Raw genomic sequence first — 18307 nt, forward strand, 5'->3', positions numbered from 1 at the left:
CGAGCCGACCGGGCTAGTAGGTGAGCTGGAACGTCGGCGGCTTCGTGCCCGTCGGCGGCACCCGGAAGTGCTTGAGGCTGAACTCCATCATCGCTTTGAAGGCCGGACCGCAGATCAGGCCGCCACCGCCGCCGGGCGTGTGCGCGAAGACCGCGACGACGTAGCGGGGCGCGTCGGCCGGTGCCATCCCGATGAAGGAGGCGACCTCGCCGGGCGCGTACTTCCCGTTGACGACGAGCTGCCCCGTGCCGGTCTTGGCGGCCACCCGGTAGCCGGGGATGGCCCCGCTGCGCCCGGTGGCGTCCTTGACCGTCGTGACCGCCTCCAGCATCGTGCGCAGCTGTGCGGCGTGCTCCTCGCTGATCACCCGGCGGGTGGTCGGCGGGGCGGCCGGGGTGACGGTGTTGCCCGGGGGCGGGCTGATGAACTCCCGGACCAGGTGCGGCTGCACCCAGACGCCGCCGTTGGCGATCGCCGCGTAGACGGCGGCCATCTGGATCGGCGTCGTCGAGACGCCCAGCCCGATCGGGATCGAGCCGTAGGACGTCCCGCTCCAGTTCTCCGGCGGCTGCACGAGTCCGGCGGCCTCGCCCGGGACGGAGATCCCGGTCGGGGTCCCCAGGCCGAACCTGCGCTGGTACTCATAGAGCTTCTCGGCACCGAGCTCGTTGGCGATCTTGATCGTGCCCACGTTCGACGAGTACGCCAGGATCGCCGGCACGCTGATCTTCGTGCCCTCGGCGAACGGGTGCGCGTGGTCCTCGTAGTCCTTGTCCTTCGGGCCGCCGACGTGGATCGACGGGCCGACGGTGATCGGCGTACCGGGGGTGATGACCCCCTCCTCCAGCGCCGCGGCCATGACGATCGCCTTGTGCACCGAACCGGGGTCCACGACGATGTTGGTCATGTTGTCGCCCCGGTCGGCCTGCTTGCTGGCGAAGGGGTTGCCCGCGTCGTAGGTCGGCCAGCTCGCCTGCGCCAGCACCTCGCCGGAGGCGATGTCGAGCACCACGGCGGCACCCATCGTCGCCTTGGCCTGTGCCATCTTGGCGGTGAGGATCCGCTGCACCTCATATTGCAGGTCGCGGTCGATCGTCAGCTGCAGCGACGAGCCCGGCTTCGCGGGGGTGTTGCTGTGGAAGCCGCCGGGGATCTCCTCGCCCAGCATCGCGCCCTGGCCGACCTCGTAGATCCGCTGGCCCTTGACCCCGGCGAGCTTGTCGTCGAAGCGGGCCTCCAGCCCGGCGAGCCCGTTGAGCTCCTCGCCGGTGAAGCCGATGATGTTGGCGGCCAGGTCGCGGCCGGGCACGTCGCGGCTCTCGCCCCGGGTCACCACGACGCCCCGGATGGCGAGGGAGTTGACGGCGTCGCCGGTGGCGAGCTTCAGCCCGTGCGCGAGCCACTCGAAGCAGGTCGGACCGCTGCCGTCGGGCTGCTGGTGCGGGCTCAGCAGCGGCAGCAGCACCGAGGCGGGCCGACCGAGCAGTGGCGCCAGCTGACCGGCGACGGTGGCCGGGTCGAGCTTCGCCTCCTGGATCAGGCACGGGTCGGCGAAGATCGAGCGCGCCTCGACGCTGCGGGCGAGCACCGCGCCGTTGCGGTCGAGGATCTGGCCGCGGGGCGCGGGCAGCTCCTCCACGCGGGTGCGGTCCTTGAGCCCCTGGGCCGCGAGCGCGGGGTCGCCGGTGACCTGAAGCTGCATCAGGCGCAGCCCGACCATGACGAGCATCAGCAGCACCAGCGCCGAGGCGAGGCGGATGCGGCGCCGCGGGTCGCCCAGCGGCGGCGGGCCGAGGTCGACGATCGGCTCCGGCTCGCGCGGCGGGCGCGGGGCGCGATCGCCCCGCCCCCGTGGTGCCCGCCGATCCCGGTCGGCACCGGCCCGCCCGCCGGTGACGACCTTCAGCTCGGGACGCGGCTCGCGCGTGGCGGCGTCCCGCTCACGCTGCGGCTCCCGAGTGGTCCTGCCCCGAGGTGTGTACGCCCGGGCGGCGCCCAATCCACCGCGACGCGGCTGCTCGGGTGCCCTGTCGGTGCTGCCCCGGGACTTGTCGCCGGTGCCTTTGGAATTCTCGCCGTCGGCCCTCGGGTTCTCGCCGCCGGTCCTCGACGACGACGTGCCGCGACCCGCGCCTGGCCTGCGGGCCTGGCGCGGGTCGTCGGGCTCGTCGGGTCGGCGCGGCATCAGCCGGCGCCTCCGCCCGTCGTCGTCGAATTCGTGTTCGTCTCGCTGGTGATCGCCGTCGACCCCGTGGCCGGCTGCGGCACGCCGATGACCCGGCCGTCCGGCAGCCGGATGAAGGCCGGTGCGCCCGCCGGGACGAGGCCCAGCTTGCGCGCGTGCGCCGCCAGGTTGCCCGGCGCCTCGCTGTCGGCGATCTCCTGCTCGAGCTGCTGCTGGCGCTGATTGAGCTTCTGCTGCTCGGTCTTGAGGTCGCCCACGGTGAAGGCGCTCTCGTTGATCTTCGTGTTGAGCAGCAGGATGCCGATCGTGCCGCCGACGACGAGGAACACGATGAGCAGCACAAACGGCGCACGGGGTGCCGAGACCGGTGCCGGTGGCGCCAGCTTCAGCTTCGACCGCCGCTCGGCCGCCTCGTTGAGCTCAGCGCGCCGTGCCCTGGTGGTGTCGTAGTTGTCCTCGTCCCGCGGCGACCGTGCCGCATTACCGCGCGTGTTCATCTCTTCCCTCCCCCGCTAGCTCTCGTGCCGTGCCTGTCTGGTGCTGGTTGGTCCTGTGCCGGTGGTCCTTTTCCCGGCGCGCCCAGCGGGGCTGACGCCGGCGCTGTCGATGAGCTCCGCGGCTCGCAACTTCACCGACGCCGCTCGCGGGTTCGCGGCGACCTCGGCCTCGGTCGGCGGCTCGGCGCCCCTGGTGAGGAGCCGGACCGTGGGGCCCGTCCCGGGCAGCTCGACCGGCAGGTCGATCGGCCCGGTGGAGCGTGCCCGCTCCGTCAACGCCTGCTTGGTGATCCGGTCCTCCAGCGAGTGGTAGGACATGACCACGATCCGTCCGCCCGGCGCGAGCGCGTCGAGCGCGGCCGGCAGGGCTGCCTCCAGCACCGCCAGCTCCCGGTTGACCTCGATCCGCAGCGCCTGGAACGTGCGCTTCGCCGGGTGTCCACCGGTCCGCCGCGTCGCCGCCGGGATCGCGTCCCGGACCAGCTCCGCCAGGCGGGCCGAGCTGGTGAGGCCGCCCGGCTTCGCCCGTTCCTTAACGATCGCCGAGACGATCCGGGTCGCGAACTTCTCCTCGCCGTAGACCCGCAGGACCCGGACCAGCTCGCCGGGCGGGTATTCGTTGACCACCTGCGCGGCGGTCGTCCCCCGGCTCTGATCCATCCGCATGTCCAGCGGCGCGTCCTGCGCGTAGGCGAAGCCGCGATCCGCCTCGTCGAGCTGCAGCGAGGAGACGCCGAGATCGAAGAGGGCACCGTCGATGCGGTCGATGTCGAGCTTCGCGAGTACGTCGGGAAGCTCGTCATAGACCGCGTGGACGAGGTGGATGCGGTCGGCGAAGCGGGCCAGCCGGTGGCCCGCGTGCGCGAGCGCCTCGGTGTCCCGGTCCAGTCCGATGAGGATGGTGTGCGGGTGCCTTTCGAGCACCGCCTCGGCGTGTCCGCCGAGACCAAGCGTCGCATCGACGTGGTACGTGGTCCGATCAGCCCGGTCGAGCGCGGGTGCGAGCAGGTCGAGACAACGTTCGAGGAGCACCGGCACGTGCGTGCCGCGCGGTTCCTCCATCTCGACCCCCCTCACATTGTTTCGAATGCCGTACCGCCAGATCCCCATCCGCTCCACCGCCGGAGTCCACCGCGCGGTGGGTCCGAAGCAGAGGCGCCTGGCACCGGGGAAGTGACGCCAGGTGGCCCCTCAAGCGGCTGGAGATCTCGCGGTACGCCAGTCGTGTCCGGTGCTGCGGCCTTCGCGGGGCCACTCGCCGAACGTCGCGCTTCTCATCGGCTGTCGGACCACCCCCGCTCGTCCGCTGCGTCTCCCAGGCCTGGGCCCGCTTCGTCGACGTCGGCGAAGGCTTCCTCGCTCGCTGCCAGGTAGCTCTGCCAGGCCGTCGCGTCCCAGATCTCCACCCGGGTGCTCGCCCCGATGACGACCAGGTCGCGCTCGAGCCCGGCATAGTCCCGCAGCGTCGCCGGGATGGTGACCCGGCCCTGCTTGTCGGGGACCTCGTCGTGCGCTCCGGAGAAGAGGACCCGGGTGAAGGCCCGAGCCGCCTTGTCGCTCATGGGGCGCGCCGACTGCTCGGCGGCGTATCGCTGGAATTCGGCGGTGGGGAAGACATAGAGACAGCGCTCCTGCCCTTTTGTGATCACGACCCCTCCCGCCAACTCGTCCCGGAACCGGGCCGGGAGGATCAGCCGGCCCTTGTCGTCGAGGCGCGGGGTATGCGTACCGAGGAACATCGGCAACCCCCTGCGCCTGAAGTCCTGCGCCGACGACGGAGCCACTCCGTCGAAGGATTGGGACGTTTCGATGATCAGGACTCGTTCGCGGCGAGTCCCTCCCCAGGCCGATGGAGACTCCCGACTCCACCATCAGCCACCACTTTACTCCACTTCCCTCCACCGTCAACCGGAAATGACTCTTGACGAACACTTCTCGCTCCACATCGCCGCAGCTCAGGGCATACGTGAATGAGTGGAGGGGAATGATGATCGAATTCGTCCACATTCCGACATGGCCGTAACGAGGAGCACAATTCGTCGTTGCCATCCAGTCGTCTTAACGACAATCGCCACGAACGAGTCGTGGCGATGTCGAACAGATGGCGGCGGCGCGGGGCGCCGGGGTCAGACGAGGCGGCGTACCTCGTAGGAACTGGTCCAGATGCGGTGCAGACCGGTGGTCCTGCCCGGGCGCGGCGCGTCGTACATGTAGCCCTTACCGGCGTAGATCGCGACGTGGTAGACCGATCCCCCGCTGGAGAAGAGCATCAGGTCCCCGGGCCGGGCGGCGGACTTCGCGACGTGCTTGCCGTAACGGCCCTGCGCGCCGGAGTGCGGCAGCGTGATGCCGACCCGCTTGAAGATGAACTTGGTGTAACCGGTGCAGTCGAAGGTCTTCGGACCCGCGGTGCCGAAGACATAGGGTCGACCGCTGTACTGCTTCGCCAGCGCGATCACCGTCTGCGCCTTGGTCGGCTTCGGTGCGGGGGGCTTGGGCGGCGCCGGCGGCCGCGGCACGGCCTTGACGGCCGCCGGACCGGCGGTCGGCTCGGGGTTCATGCTCACTGGCGCCGGTACGGCGGCCGGATCGACGGCGGTGAAGACCGTGGGGGCGGCGGCGTCACCGGTCGGCGTGGCGGCGATGCCGTTGGCGGCGAGCGCGGCCGGGGCGCCGGTATGTCGGGCTGCGGCGTGCGCGCCGGAGCCGATCAGCGGGGCCGTGACCAGGCCTGCGGCGACCGCGAAGGCCACGGCGACCGGTCGGCAGGGCATCCGCCGGGTTGCTCGGGGGGAAGTCAACATTGAGCTTTTCTACCGAGCGGGCGGCCTTCAGCGAAAGCCGACAACAACGCCCGTGACCTGCCCGAACGTGCCCGAGACTGCCCCTCACGCATTCAATGCCCGATATATTTCCGCCCCTATGCCATGGTTTGTTTGTGTCGCAGGTCACAGAGAATCCCCAGCACCTGTCCGTAACCGTCGACCGGATACGCTCGCCGACGTGACCGAGGAGGAACGAAAGCTACCGCTGCGAGCGGCGCTGGCCGTGTCGGTGTCCAAGACCGCTGCCGCTCTCTCCCGCGCGACCGGCCGCGGCGACGGTTCGGTCATCGGCGGCCGCATCGGCATGATGATCGACCCCGACCTGCTGGCGCACCTCGCCGACGGACGACAGATCGCCCTGGTCTCCGGCACCAACGGCAAGACCACGACGACCAGGTTCACCGCCGCCGCGATCGGTGTCCTCGGCGATGTCGCCACCAACTCCTTCGGCGCCAACATGCCGACCGGGCACACCTCCGCGCTCGCCAAGGCCGGCGCCACCAGGTACGCGGTGCTGGAGGTCGACGAGCACTACCTGGCCCAGGTCATCACCGCGACGAAGCCGCTCGTCGTCGCCCTGCTCAACCTCTCCCGCGACCAGCTCGACCGGGCGAAGGAGGTGGCGATGATGGCGCAGCTCTGGCGCGACACCCTCGCCGCCAACCCGAACGTGCACATCGTCGCCAACGCCGACGACCCGATGGTCGTCTACGCCGCGATCGGCGCGGGTGTCGCCATCCCCGCCCCGCGCAAGCCGTCCGATCCGCCGCTCGCCGAGCTCGCCGTCGTTCCCGCGCTCGCCACGGCCACGGCCCCGCCCGCAGCTCCCGCAGCGAAGTCGAGTGCCATCTCGGTCGAGGCGGGCCGGTCGTCGTCCACCGCCGATGTGGTCGACGGCGAGGTCATCGGCGACCCGATCGTCGAGCCGGAGCCCGCAGCACCGGCAGCCACCGCACCCGCCGCGAGCGGCCGGGTGACCTGGTTCTCCGCCGGTCAGCGCTGGCAGGAGGACTCGCACGTCTGCCCCGCCTGCGGCGGTCACATCGATCGCGTCGACGGCGGCTGGGCCTGCGCCAACGGCGACCTGCGCCGTCCCGAGACCCAGTGGAGCGTCGCCGACGGCAAGGTGATCGGCCCCGACGGCACCGCGCACGAGATGAACCTCCAGCTCCCCGGCACGGTCAACCTCGGCAACGCGGCGACCGCGCTCGCCGTCGCCGCCCGCTTCGGTGTCTCCCCCGCCGCCGCCGCGCCGCGCCTGCGCGAGGTCGCCAGCGTCGCGGGCCGGTACGCCCAGGTCGACCGCGAGGGCCGCAACATCCGGCTGCTGCTCGCCAAGAACCCGGCGAGCTGGCTGGAGGCCTTCGAGATGGCCGACGACGCGCCGACACTGCTCTCGATCAACGCCCGCGATCCCGACGGGCTCGACACGAGCTGGCTCTACGACGTCGACTTCGCCCCGCTGCGCGGCCGCCAGGTGCTGATCACCGGTGACCGCGCGATGGACCTCGCCGTCCGGCTGGAGGTCAACGAGGTGCCGTTCACGCACGTCACCACGTTCGCAGCGGCGCTCGCGGCCGTCCCGGCGGGTCGCCTGGAGGTCATCGCCAACTACACCGCCTTCCAGGACATCCGAGCGGAGCTTGATCGCGTTGTCTAAGTTGCAGATCGTCTGGGTCTACCCCGACCTGCTCTCCACCTATGGAGACCGGGGCAACATGCTGATCCTCGGCAAGCGGGCCGCCGCCCGCGGCATCCCCGCCGAGATGGTCGAGGTCCGTTCCGACCAGCCGCTACCGCGTCAGGGCGACATCTACCTGCTCGGCGGCGGTGAGGACGGGCCGCAGGCGCTCGCCGCCGAGCGCCTGCGCGCCGACCAGGGCCTCTCCCGGGCCGTCGACCGCCGGGCCGTCGTCTTCGCCGTCTGCGCCGGTTACCAGCTCCTCGGCAAGGACTTCTTCGCCAAGGGCGAGAAGTTCGCCGGGCTCGATCTGATGGACATCAGCTCCGACCGGGGACCCTCCCGGGCGGTCGGCGAGCTCGCCGGCGAGTGCGACCCCCAGCTGGGGCTGCCCGCACTCACCGGTTTCGAGAACCACGGCGGGCGCACCCACGTCGGTCCCGGCGCCCGGCCGCTGGCGAAGGTGCTCGCGGGCATCGGCAACGACGGCAGCACCGAGGGCGCGTGGTCGGGCACGATGCTCGGCACCTACGCACACGGTCCGGCGCTCGCCCGCAACCCCGACCTCGCCGACCTGCTGCTGCGCTGGGCCACCGGCGAGGAGCAGCTCGCACCGATCGACGACACCTGGCCGCAGAAGCTCCGCGCCGAGCGGCTCGCGGCGCTGCGTTAGATGACGGCACCCGAACCCGCCGCCCCGTCGCGGCGAGCCTGGCTGAAGCCTGCCCTGCTGGCCCTAGCCATCGGTGCCGCCGCGATCGCCGTCAGCCTGCTCCCGGTGGAGCGGATCCCGGATCACGTCGCCACCCTCGGCACCGCCGGTCCGGTCGCCGCGGTCGCCGTCGGTGCGACGCTGCTGACGGTGCTCTTCCCGCGTACCCTGCTGTCGCTGGCGTGCGGCGCGCTCTTCGGCGCGCTGGGCGGCGCGGCCACCTCCCTGGCCGCGGCCCTGATCGCGGCCCTGACGACCTTCGCGATCGGGCGGTGGGCCGGGCGCGAGGTGGTGGCCGCGCGGCTGCGGGGGCGGCTGGCGCGGGTCGACTCCTTCCTCGCCCGGCGCGGGCTGCTCGCGGTGGTGGTGACGCGGCTGCTGCCGCTGGGCCCGTTCGGGCTGATCGGCTACGTCTACGGCAGCTCGTCCACCCGGCTGCGCGACTTCGCCGCCGGCACGGCGATCGGCGCGGCGCCGTCGTCCTTCGCCTACGCCGCGATCGGCGCGGCGGCGGTCTCCCCGTCGGAGTTCACCTGGGTGACCTACGCCCCCGCTGCAGCAGGCCTGCTGATCAGCGCATCCGCCGCCCTCTACTGGCGCCACACCACCCGCCGCGAGGCCGCAGCAGCCACCCCGACCGGCGAGCCCACCGCGAGCAAGCCCACCGCTGACGCACCCGAGTAGCGCAGCAGCCCAAGATCGCCGCAACTCTTCAAGAGTTGGTCCTAAAGCCGCGCGTTTTGCAGCAAAGCGTGGCCATTTCGCGCCGCAAGGCCACGCTTTGCTGCAAAACGTGACGCCCCTCACGCGGCGGCCAGCTCCAGGACCGGGGCGGGCCAGCGGCGGCGCAGCCAGCGGTCGTGGCTGGCGATCACCACCGCGCCGGGTGCCGTCCCCAGGGCCGCCTCCAGCTCGTCGGCGAGCGCCAGCGAGAGGTGGTTCGTCGGCTCGTCCAGCAGCAGCACCTGCGGCGGCGCGGCGATGAGCAGCGCGAGCGCCACCCGGCGCCGCTGGCCGACGCTGAGCTGCCCGACCGGCCGATCGAGGTCGGCCGGTGCGACCAGACCCAGCTCCCCGAGCGGCACCGCAGCCTCGACCCGCTGGTAGAGGGCGCGCGGCGTGAGCGTCGGCTCCGGGAAGTGATCGTCCTGGGCGAGTAGCCCCACGGTGAGGCCCGGCCGCCGCAGCACCTCCCCCGACACCGGTGCGAGCTGCCCGGCGAGCACCGCGAGCAGCGTGGACTTGCCCGAGCCGTTGGGCCCGGTGACGAGCAGGCGGCCTCCGGCGGGCAGATCCAGGTGATCGAGCCGGAGCCGTCCCGGTATGGCGAGCCCGCTCGCCGTCAACGCGGCACCCGACGGACCTTCGCTGGTCAGCGCGGGCGCCTGGAACCGCAGCGGGGCGGGCGGGCGGCGGACGGCGTCGCGTTCGAGCACGGTCAGCTTCTGCTGCGCGTTGCGTACCCGCTGGGAGATCGAGGCCTGGACCAGCTCACCGTGCCTCTTGTAGCCCATCTTGTCGCCGTCTTTCGGCGGGCGACCGTGCGCGACCTGCCGCGCGGTCGTCGCCATCGCCACCCGCAGCGCCGCGAGCTGGTCCTGCTGCGCGGCGAAGAGCTGCTCCCACCGCGCGCGCTCCGCCGCCTTGGCACGCAGATAGGAGGTGTACGCCCCACCGTAGCGAGTGACACCGCCACGGGCCGGATCGAGATCGACGATGTCGGTGCAGACGGCATCGAGGAAGACCCGATCGTGGCTGACGACGACCACGACGCCGGGCAGCTCCCGCAGGTGCCGCTCGACGAAGCCGATCGCGTCGTCGTCGAGGTGGTTCGTCGGCTCGTCCAGCAGCAGCGCGCCCGGTCGGCGGACCAGCAGCGCGGCGAGTCCGACCCGGGACCGCTGACCGCCGGAGAGGGTCCCCAGTGGACGGTCCCGCCCGATGGCGGCGAGGCCGAGGCCGTGCAGGATCTCGTCGGCCCGCCGGTCGGCACCCCACGCGTCCAGCTCTTCGGCACGGGTGAGCACCTCGCCGTACTCGGCGAGCACGGTCGGGTCGGCGAGCCGGGGCGAGAGCTCGTCGAGGCGGCTGAGCACCCCGAGCGGAACGGCGAGCGCGTCGGCGATGACGTCACCGACGGTCCGGTCCGGTTCGAAGGGCAGCTCCTGCGGGAGGAAGCCGAGGTCGGCCGGGCGGATGATCTCGCCGTCGTCGGGGTCCTCGGTGCCCGCGAGGAGGCGGAGCAGCGTGGACTTGCCGACGCCGTTCTCCCCGACGAGGCCGATGCGCTGGCCGGGGTGGGCGAGGAGGGTGACGCCGTCGAGCACGCGCCGGTCGGCGTAGAGCTTGACGAGGTCACGGGCGATCAGGGAGGGAGCAGGCATGGGCACCACCGATGGCGAGAGAGCCGGAAGCCCGCCGGGCAGGTCAGCCTCGGGCGCGGGCGGGTTCGGTGATCACAGCTTCATAGTGGGGCCAGCGTAACCGGGCTCCCGAAACCCCGGCAAGACATTTGTGACCTGCATGATCGCCGCAACTCTTGAAGAGTTGCGGCGATCACGGCTCAGGCCTTGACCGTGACGACGGCGCCGACGACCTCGCGGGTCTTGCGGGCGGCGAGGGCGTCGAGCAGCGCATCGGCCTCCGTGCGGTCGGAGAGCAGCAGGCACCTTCCCGGTACGCGTCGCCGCCCCACGTCCGCCGCCGAGATCCGGAAGTAGGGCGACTCGACCTCGGCGGTCCGCACCGACCGGAACCCGTATCCGCTGAACCACTCCTCCAGCACCTCGGCCGCCGACTCGAAGTCCTGCGGCACCTCGACGATGACGAACGCCTGCGCGACCGTGGCCGAGAGGCGCTGGGCGGCACCGGCCACCATCGCCATCGCCCGGTCGGCCTCGAGCTCCGCATTGCCGAGGGAGAAGCCGGTGGGCGTGTTGAAGGCGAGGCCGGCCACGGCGCCACCGGTCTCGGCCGGCCCGACCGTGCTCGCATCGCCGACGGCGAAGGTGGCGTCCACGTCGTTGAGGAACGCGTTGGCGGTGGAGAACGCGACCGCGCGCGGATTGATGTCGATCCCGAGGACGCGGGTGTGCGACCGCCGCCGGGTGATCGCGGCGAAGCCGCAGCCGCAGCCGAGGTCAAGGAACGCGCCGGGCGGCTGGTCGCCGAGGTAGGCGTTGAGGGCGAACGTCGACGCGTGCGGCGGCATCACCACCTGCGGCGGGCGCTCCACCGTGACATCGGAGGTCCCGGCGCTGCGGAAGAGCCGGTCGGAGAGGAAATACTGCGAGCGGAAGGGCGTCAGCGAGGCCCGGCCGGTCGTCACGCCGTCGGCCTCGGCGAGCAGCCCCAGCCCGTCGAGCGACTTCGTCAGCCCCTTGCCGAGCGCGCCCCGGATCACCTTGGTGGGGACCGGCCGGTTGAGCACGAAGAGGTGGCCGAGGACCGTGGCGGCGTCGGCGCGGGCGAAGTCGGGCACGTCGGCGGCGTAGGCGTACATCGCCGACTCGCTGAGCACCTCGTCCACGTTGGCCGCCCCGATCGCGGTGGCGAGCCCCGGACCAGAGTAGGCGAGGTCGCGCAGGTGCTCGCCGAGCTCCCGCAGCCGCTTGTCGGCCTTGCGCTCGGCGAGCAGCGCGTCGATGTCGAGGCTCATCGCGGTCCCCAGGTGGTGAGCAGGCGCCGCACCCACGCGTACGCCATCGGCAGGTACTGGAACTCGTAGTCCGGGCCGACCCGGTCGGCGAGGTCGACGAACTTGAGCAGCTCCGCGAGGGCGGCGACCGGTCGGGTCGCCTGCCAGGCGGAGCGCAGCGCGGTCGGCGACCCGTGCCCGCGCCAGCGGTCCAGGTAGACCTTGACGTGCTGCGCGGCGGACTCCTCGGTCTCCTGGTGCAGCCAGGAGGCGAGGTCGAAGAACGGGTGCGAGACGGCGGCGAAGCTCCAGTCATAGAGGACGAAGCCGTCGTCGGTGCGGGCCACGTTGTCGATGTGGAAGTCCCCGTGGGTCAGGGTCAGCGGCAGGTCGAGGTCGGCGAGCTCCGCGCACTGGTCCTGCAGCCGCAGCCCGAACTCGGCCCAGCGCAGGCGTTCCTCGGTGCTCAGCGTCGCGCCGACGGGCGCCGCCCGGCCGGGGAAGGCCCAGAGGTCGGCTCGCCGCATCAGGGCCGGGACCCGGGCGGCGAGGTCGTCGAGGGTGACGACCGGGCAGTCGAGTTCGTCGACGATGTCGATCGTGGCCTGCTGGAGGTCGGCGAGGGCGACGAGGGCACCGGTCCGGGTGGCCGGATCCAGCAGGGAGCCCGCGGTGCCGCCGAAGTCGGCCGCGAGCCACCAGCCCTGCGCGGCGTCGTGAGCGAGGACCTGCGGAGCGCTGCCCGGCCGGATCGCCGCGATCCGCGAGATCACCTGCGGTTCGTGGGCCAGGTGGGGCAGGACCGCCTTGAAGAACAGGAAGCCCTGAGGAACCGGGACACGGAGCACACACGACATGCTCCAGTGCTGCACCTGCTCCACGGGCCCGATCCTGACCAGGTCCCGGACCGCGAGCGCCTCGTCGATCCAGGTGACCGCGGTCTCCAGCCACCCCGCCCGGAACCACGCCGGGCGCCGGTCGTCGTCGGGGCGGGCCAGCCAGTTCCGCAACCCGGGGTGGTCGACCTTGTCGGCGTCGACCCAGGCGTACCCGTCGAGGGGCGCGACCCGGCCGACCGGCGTGAGCACGAAGGCCGTCTCGTCGAGCGGCTCCAGCAGGAAGGAGTCGACGCCGGTCTCGGCGGCGAGCGCGCGCGGCATCGCCGCGTTGGTGGGCGCCCAATCCGCGTCGATGCGGAGCAGCGGCAGTGTGTAGCCGCCGCCGGACGGTCGGGCGAGGACCGCGCCGTCCGGCGTCGGCACGATCACCTCGATCTCCACGCTCATCGGCGGGCACCCGCCAGGGGCCGTTCCTCGACGGCCGGAGCGGTCGACGCGGCGGCCCGTTCGGCGAGCACCTGGACGCCGACGACGTCGTCGGGGAGCGCGTCGGGCACGTCGGTGTCGAACCGGGACAGTGCCCTGGTCCGCATCGCGACGAGCACGAGCACCACCATCGCGGCGCCGAGGATGAGATAGAGGAAGCCCATCCCCCGGCCGGGCCCGGTGCCGAGGACCACGCCGACCGTGTCGGCGAGCGCGCCGCCGGGCATCAGCATCGGCTCGAAGACCGCCGTGCCGAGCGGCGCGATCACGGCGAAGCCGAGCGGCAGCGTCGACCAGGAGATCATCTGGTTCACCGCGAAGACCCGGCCGTGATAGCGCTGCGGCACCTTGACCTGCACGATCGTGCCATAGATGCCGTTGACGAAGGTGAGGCCGACCGACATCGCGAAGACGCCGATGCCGATCACGATGAGCGACGGCGCGCTTCCGACCACGGCGACCGCGAAGCCCATGCAGAGCGCCGCGATGAGCACGCCGCGCATCCGGCGCCGGGGCGGACCACCCCAGAGCAGCACGGCGAAGCCGGCGAGCACCACGCCGAGACCCTCGACGAAGGCGATCCGGCTGGCATCGGTGAGGTCGCCGAAGGAGAGCACCAGCGGTGTCGACATGATCATCGGACCGGCGAGGAAGATGTTGAAGGCGACGAAGAAGGTGAGCATCGCCCGGAAGCCCTTGTTGCCGCCGGCGAAGCGGAACCCGTTGGCGATCTCGGTGAGCAGGGGCTCCTTCGGCCGCCACGGCATCGTGTTGGGGAAGCGCACGATGAGCAGGACGCCGAGCATCACGACGAAGGTGATGATGTCGATGACGACGATGCCGTCGAGCCCGATCGCGGCCATGATGCCGACCGCGAAGAGCGGCACGCAGATCACCGCGAGCCCGTTGACGAGCTGCACCGCACCCATCGCATGGCCCAGGTAGTGCTTGGGCACGAGCTGGGCGATGGCCGCCGCGTAGCCGAGGCGCTGGAAGGTCTGCGATATCGACAAGCCGATGAGCAGCACGTATATGTGCCAGATCTGCAGGTTGTCCGTCCACAGCAGAGCCCCGAGCGCGACCTGGGTGGTGCCGGCGCCGATGTTGGCGGCGAGCATCACCTTGCGGCGGTCGAAGCGGTCCACGAGCGCACCGGCGAGCGGCGCGACGAGCAGGCCGGGCACCATGGCGACGACGACGAAGAGCGCGAACCGCATCATCGAGCCGGTCGTGGTGTAGATCCAGATCGGCACCGCCCAGCCGGTGAGCGAGGAGCCGATGACCGAGACGAACTGGCCGCCGATGACCGAGAGGAAGCGCCCCATGCTGGGCTTCACCTCTTTACTCGCGGCCGCGGGTGGTTCCTCTCCCGCTCTGTGTACGCCGTGCAGCCACCACGTCGCCGCCTCGCCCCGTGCGCCCTGGGTGAGCGGCTCGGTGATCCCCGCCTCGACGGCGAGGTCGGTCCGGCTGACGATCTCGGCGAGCTCCTCGGCCCGGTAGCGGGCGAAGTAGTGCCCGCCCTCGGCGAGGACCACCAGCGCGGTGGTGTCGCTCAGGAACTCCCACTCCCGATAGCGCTCCTGGAAGAAGTCGGTCGCCGGGTCCTGGTCGCCGATGACGGAGATGATCGGGGCGTGCAGCTTCGCGGTGCCCTCGTGCAGCAGCCCGTCGAAGTAGTCCTCGGCGCTGCGCGAGTCGTGCCGCATGTTGCGGACGATCCGGTCGATCTGCTCGGAGTCGAAGTCCTCCAGGTCGACGCCCTGCGACTTGAGCCGGTTGGTGTAGGTGCGGTTGCTGCGCAGCCGCTCGGCCTGGGCGAAGCGGGACAGCCCGCCGAGGATGCCGCGCGGCCGGGCGAAGGGGAAGATCGCCGCGATGTAGACGGCCTCCAGCTCCCGCCCCGCCGCCTCCAGCCGACGGGCGATCTCCACGGTGAGCGTGGCACCGACACCGCAGTGTCCATAGAGGACCAGCGGGCCGGGCACCTCGGCGAGGATCTCCGCGACGCAGGCCGTCGCCATCTCGTCGAGGGACATCGTGTCCTCGATCCGGCCGACATCGTGGCCGTGGGTGGCGACGGCGAAGAGCGCCTGGCCCTTCGGGAGGGCGTCGGCGAGCGGCTGGTAGACGACCGCGCTGCCACCGCCGTAGGGCACGCAGACATAGGAGCGGGTCCGTGCCTCGGGAGCGAGCCCCCGGGTCAGCTCGAAGAGCAGCTTGCGCGGCTGGTCGACATCGGTCGGGCCGTTGTCGATGAGCGCGGCGAGCTCCCGGACGGTCCGGCTGCGGAAGATGTCCATCACCGTGACGACACCGCTGCCGGGCCCGGTCGCCTTGCGCAGCCGGGAGACCATCTGCGTGGCGAGCAGCGAGTGCCCGCCGAGGTCGAAGAAGTCGTCGTCGATGCCGATCTGCTCGACCGTGAGCAGCTCCGCCCAGACACCGGCGACGAGGCGCTCGGCGTCGGTGCGCGGCGCCACGAAGGCGGTCTCGGCGGCGCCGCCGGACCAGTCGGGCTCGGGCAGCGCCCGGTGGTCGAGCTTGCCGTTCGCGGTGATCGGCAGCGCCTCCAGGGCCACGAAGGCCGCCGGGACCATGTACTCCGGCAGCGTGGCGCGGAGGTGTTCGCGCAGCTCGGCGGTGCTCGGCTTCACGCCGTTGGCGACGATGTAGCCGACGAGCGAGCGGTCGCCGTTGCCGTCGTCGCGGGCGAGCACGGCAGCGGCCCGCACCTGCGGGTGCTTCTCCAGCGCGGCGACGATCTCGCCCGGCTCGATCCGGTAGCCGCGGACCTTGACCTGCTGGTCGACGCGGCCGAGATACTCCAGGTCGCCCTCGGGGAGCCAGCGGACCTGGTCGCCGGTGCGGTACATCCGGGCGTCGGGGTCGCTGTGGAACGGGTCGCGGGGGAAGCGCTCGGCGTTGAGCTCGGGGCGGTTGAGGTAGCCCCGGGCCAGGCCCGCGCCGCCGACGTAGAGCTCACCCGGTACGCCGGCCGGCACCGGATTGCCGTGCTGGTCGAGCACGTAGGCGCGCAGGTCGCCGAGCTGGCGTCCGATCGGCGACGAGACGCCCCGGCGCAGGTCCGCCCGGCGCATCCGGTGCGCGGTGACGTGCACGGTGGTCTCGGTGATGCCGTACATGTTGACGAGGGCGGGTTTGGCGTCGCCGTACTGGGTGAACCACTGGCGCAGCTCGCGGACGTGCAGCTCGGCACCGCCGAAGACGATCGTGCGCACGTCGGTGTCGGCGAAGGACCGGTCGGTCGCCGCCAGGGTGGCCCGCAGCGCCCGGAAGGCGGCCGGGGTCTGGTTGAGCACCGTCACCTTCGTGTCGCGCAGCACGTCGAAGAGCTGCTCGTGGTCGCGGACCACGTCGGCGGGGACGATGACGAGCTTGCCGCCCTTGGCGAGCGCGCCCCAGATCTCCCAGACCGAGAAGTCGAAGGCGTAGGAGTGCAGCATGATCCAGGTGTCGGCGGCGGTGAAGTCGAAGACCTCGTCGCAGGAGTCGAGGAGCCGCACCACCTGCCGGTGCTCGATCAGCACGCCCTTGGGCAGCCCGGTCGATCCGGAGGTGTAGATGACGTAGGCGAGGTTCGCGGGGCCCGCCAGCGGCTCCGGGTTGTGCTCGGGTCCGCCCGCCGCGCTCACCTCGCGCAGCACCTCGTGGGTGAGGTTGATCTCGGCGCCGGTGTCGCCGAGGATGAAGTCGAGCCGCTCGGCCGGGTTCGCCGGGTCGAGCGGCACGTAAGCGCCGCCCGCCTTGAGCACGCCGAGGATCGCCACGATCGTGTCGAGGCTGCGCTCGACGCTGATCGCGACGAGGGTGTCCGGCCCGACGCCTCGGCCGCGCAGGTGGTGGGCGAGCCGGTTGGCGCGCGCGTTGAGGTCGGCGTAGGTGACCTCGGCGTCGCCGAAGACGAGCGCGATCGCGTCGGGAGTCTCGGCGGCCCGTGCCTCGAAGAGCTGCGGCAGCGTGGTGCTCACCGGGAAGTCGCCGGTCTCGGCGCCCCAGCCCATGATCGTGGCGAGCTCGGCCTCGCCGAGCAGGCTCAGCTCCGCGAGCGGCCCCTCGGGGCGGGCGACGACGGCGCGCAGCAGCGTCTCGAAGTGCTGGGCGAGCCGGGAGACGGTCGGCTCGCCGAAGAGCGCGGTGCTGTAGGTGAACAGGCACTTCAGTCCGGCATCGGCCTCGGTGACGTAGAGCTCCAGGTCGAAGCGGGTCGCCGGGAGCTGCACGGGGTACCAGCTCACCGCGAGGTCGCCCTCGGCGTCGGTGTGGCGGCCCCGGGCGTAGTTCTGCATCGCGAACGTCACCTGGAACAGCGGCGACCGGCTGACGTCCCGCTTGACGGCGAGATCGTTGACGAGCTGGTCGAACGGGAGCTCCTGGTGGCTCATCGCGTCGAGCACCGACCGCCGGGTGGCGGTGAGCAGCTCGGTGAAGGTGTTCGCGCCCGCGAGGGACGAGGGCAGTGCCAGCACGTTGACGAACATGCCGACCAGGCCCTCCAGCTCGGTCCGGCCGCGACCGGCGACCGGCGAACCGATCGCGAAGTCGTCCTGCCGGGCATAGATGCCGAGCAGCACCTGGTAGGCCGAGAGCAGCGTCATGTAGAGCGTCGCGCCGTTGGCCCGGCCCAGCTCGGTGAGCGCGGCGGTCAGCTCGGCGTCGAGGTGGAAGCCGAACGCGGCGCCCTCGAAGCTCTGCACGGCCGGGCGCGGCTTGTCGGTCGGCAGCTCCAGCGGCGCCACCCCGGCGAGCCGGTCCCGCCAGAAGGCGATGTCGGTCCGGTAGGCGTCGGACGCGACGCGGTCGCGCTGCCAGTGGGCGAAGTCGGCGTACTGCAGGGGCAGGGCGGGCAGCTCGTCGCCGCGGTAGAGCGCGAGCAGCTCGCCGACGACGATGTCGGTCGACCAGCCGTCGGAGACGACGTGGTGGGAGGTGAGCGCCAGCACGTGCTCCCGCTCGCCGAGCCGGATCAGCAGCGCCCGCACCAGCGGGCCGCCGGCCAGGTCGAACGGCTCCTCCAGGTCGTCGCGGATGAGGTCGAGCGCGCCGTCGGTGTCGGCCTCGACGATCCGCAGCGGGACCGTCACCGCCTCGTCGATGACCGGGGCGGGCTGGCCGCCGTCGCCGACGGGCACCCGCATCCGCAGCACCTCGTGCCGGTCGGCGAGCGCGTTCAGCGCCGCGGCGAGCCGGTCGGTGTCGAGCGGGCCGGTGAGCCGGACCGCGACGGGGACGGCGTAGGCAGCCGTGCCGGGTGCGAGCTGCTCCATGAACCACAGGCGTTCCTGCGCCGAGGAGAGCTGCACATCCGCATCGGCCGGTCGGGCGCCGATCCGGTCGCCGCCGGAGCGCTGGGCGAGCCTGCGCTCCAGCAGCGCCCGCTTCGCGGCGGAGAGGGTCGAGTCGCTGGGTGCCACGGTCATGCTG

Annotated in this window: 11 protein-coding genes and 1 pseudogene; 3 read left to right on the forward strand and 9 right to left on the reverse strand. The window is 72.0% G+C overall.

Features of this window, described 5'->3' with window-relative positions; genetic code table 11:
* Window positions 1–13 precede the first annotated feature (13 nt).
* The 5 genes and pseudogenes from F4553_RS13540 to F4553_RS13560 all read right to left on the reverse strand — a co-directional run bounded on the left by F4553_RS13540 (window position 14) and on the right by F4553_RS13560 (window position 5486).
* Entirely contained in the window at window positions 14–2185 is a 2172-nt protein-coding gene (locus F4553_RS13540) for a peptidoglycan D,D-transpeptidase FtsI family protein (RefSeq protein ID WP_246466317.1), read from the reverse strand.
* Window positions 2185–2682 carry a cell division protein FtsL gene (gene ftsL / locus F4553_RS13545; protein ID WP_184835967.1) on the reverse strand — a complete coding sequence of 166 codons (498 nt, stop codon included), beginning with the start codon at window positions 2680–2682 and terminating at the stop codon, window positions 2185–2187. Before ftsL ends, F4553_RS13540 begins: the two co-directional genes overlap by 1 nt.
* A pseudogene (gene rsmH, locus F4553_RS13550) lies at window positions 2666–3792 on the reverse strand (16S rRNA (cytosine(1402)-N(4))-methyltransferase RsmH). The gene ftsL and the pseudogene rsmH overlap by 17 nt, the downstream one beginning before the upstream one ends.
* Window positions 3793–3956: 164 nt before the next feature.
* Window positions 3957–4421, reverse strand: a complete 465-nt coding sequence (gene mraZ / locus F4553_RS13555; protein WP_184835971.1) for a division/cell wall cluster transcriptional repressor MraZ — start codon at window positions 4419–4421, stop codon at window positions 3957–3959.
* Between the two features lie 387 nt (window positions 4422–4808).
* Window positions 4809–5486: a C40 family peptidase gene (locus tag F4553_RS13560; protein ID WP_184835973.1), complete on the reverse strand. Its 678-nt coding sequence runs from the start codon at window positions 5484–5486 to the stop codon at window positions 4809–4811.
* Window positions 5487–5685: 199 nt separating this feature from the next.
* On the opposite strand from F4553_RS13560, the gene F4553_RS42950 reads away from it, so the two are divergent.
* The 3 genes from F4553_RS42950 to F4553_RS13580 are packed head-to-tail and all read left to right on the forward strand — an operon-like array spanning window position 5686 to window position 8584.
* The gene (locus F4553_RS42950; RefSeq protein ID WP_376776212.1) at window positions 5686–7167 is read left to right on the forward strand and encodes a MurT ligase domain-containing protein; all 1482 of its coding nucleotides are present in this window, start codon (window positions 5686–5688) and stop codon (window positions 7165–7167) included.
* Window positions 7154–7861, forward strand: a complete 708-nt coding sequence (locus tag F4553_RS13575) for a type 1 glutamine amidotransferase (protein WP_184840713.1) — start codon at window positions 7154–7156, stop codon at window positions 7859–7861. The genes F4553_RS42950 and F4553_RS13575 overlap by 14 nt, the downstream gene beginning before the upstream one ends.
* Window positions 7862–8584 (forward strand): TVP38/TMEM64 family protein, encoded by a 723-nt coding sequence (locus F4553_RS13580; RefSeq protein WP_184835975.1) that lies wholly within the window; start codon window positions 7862–7864, stop codon window positions 8582–8584.
* Window positions 8585–8703: 119 nt separating this feature from the next.
* On the opposite strand, the gene F4553_RS13585 is transcribed toward F4553_RS13580, so the two are convergent.
* The 4 genes from F4553_RS13585 to F4553_RS13600 form a co-directional block, all read right to left on the reverse strand.
* Window positions 8704–10284 (reverse strand): ABC-F family ATP-binding cassette domain-containing protein, encoded by a 1581-nt coding sequence (locus tag F4553_RS13585; protein ID WP_184835977.1) that lies wholly within the window; start codon window positions 10282–10284, stop codon window positions 8704–8706.
* A 179-nt stretch (window positions 10285–10463) separates the two neighbouring features.
* On the reverse strand, window positions 10464–11558 hold the full coding sequence (locus F4553_RS13590; protein WP_184835979.1) for a methyltransferase: 1095 nt from the start codon (window positions 11556–11558) through the stop codon (window positions 10464–10466).
* Window positions 11555–12823 (reverse strand): aminoglycoside phosphotransferase family protein, encoded by a 1269-nt coding sequence (locus F4553_RS13595; protein ID WP_184835981.1) that lies wholly within the window; start codon window positions 12821–12823, stop codon window positions 11555–11557. Before F4553_RS13595 ends, F4553_RS13590 begins: the two co-directional genes overlap by 4 nt.
* Window positions 12820–18303, reverse strand: a complete 5484-nt coding sequence (locus F4553_RS13600; RefSeq protein WP_184835983.1) for a non-ribosomal peptide synthetase/MFS transporter — start codon at window positions 18301–18303, stop codon at window positions 12820–12822. The genes F4553_RS13595 and F4553_RS13600 overlap by 4 nt, the downstream gene beginning before the upstream one ends.
* Between the last annotated feature and the right edge of the window lie 4 nt (window positions 18304–18307).

This window comes from Allocatelliglobosispora scoriae (assembly GCF_014204945.1).
GTDB classification, from domain to species: domain Bacteria; phylum Actinomycetota; class Actinomycetes; order Mycobacteriales; family Micromonosporaceae; genus Allocatelliglobosispora; species Allocatelliglobosispora scoriae.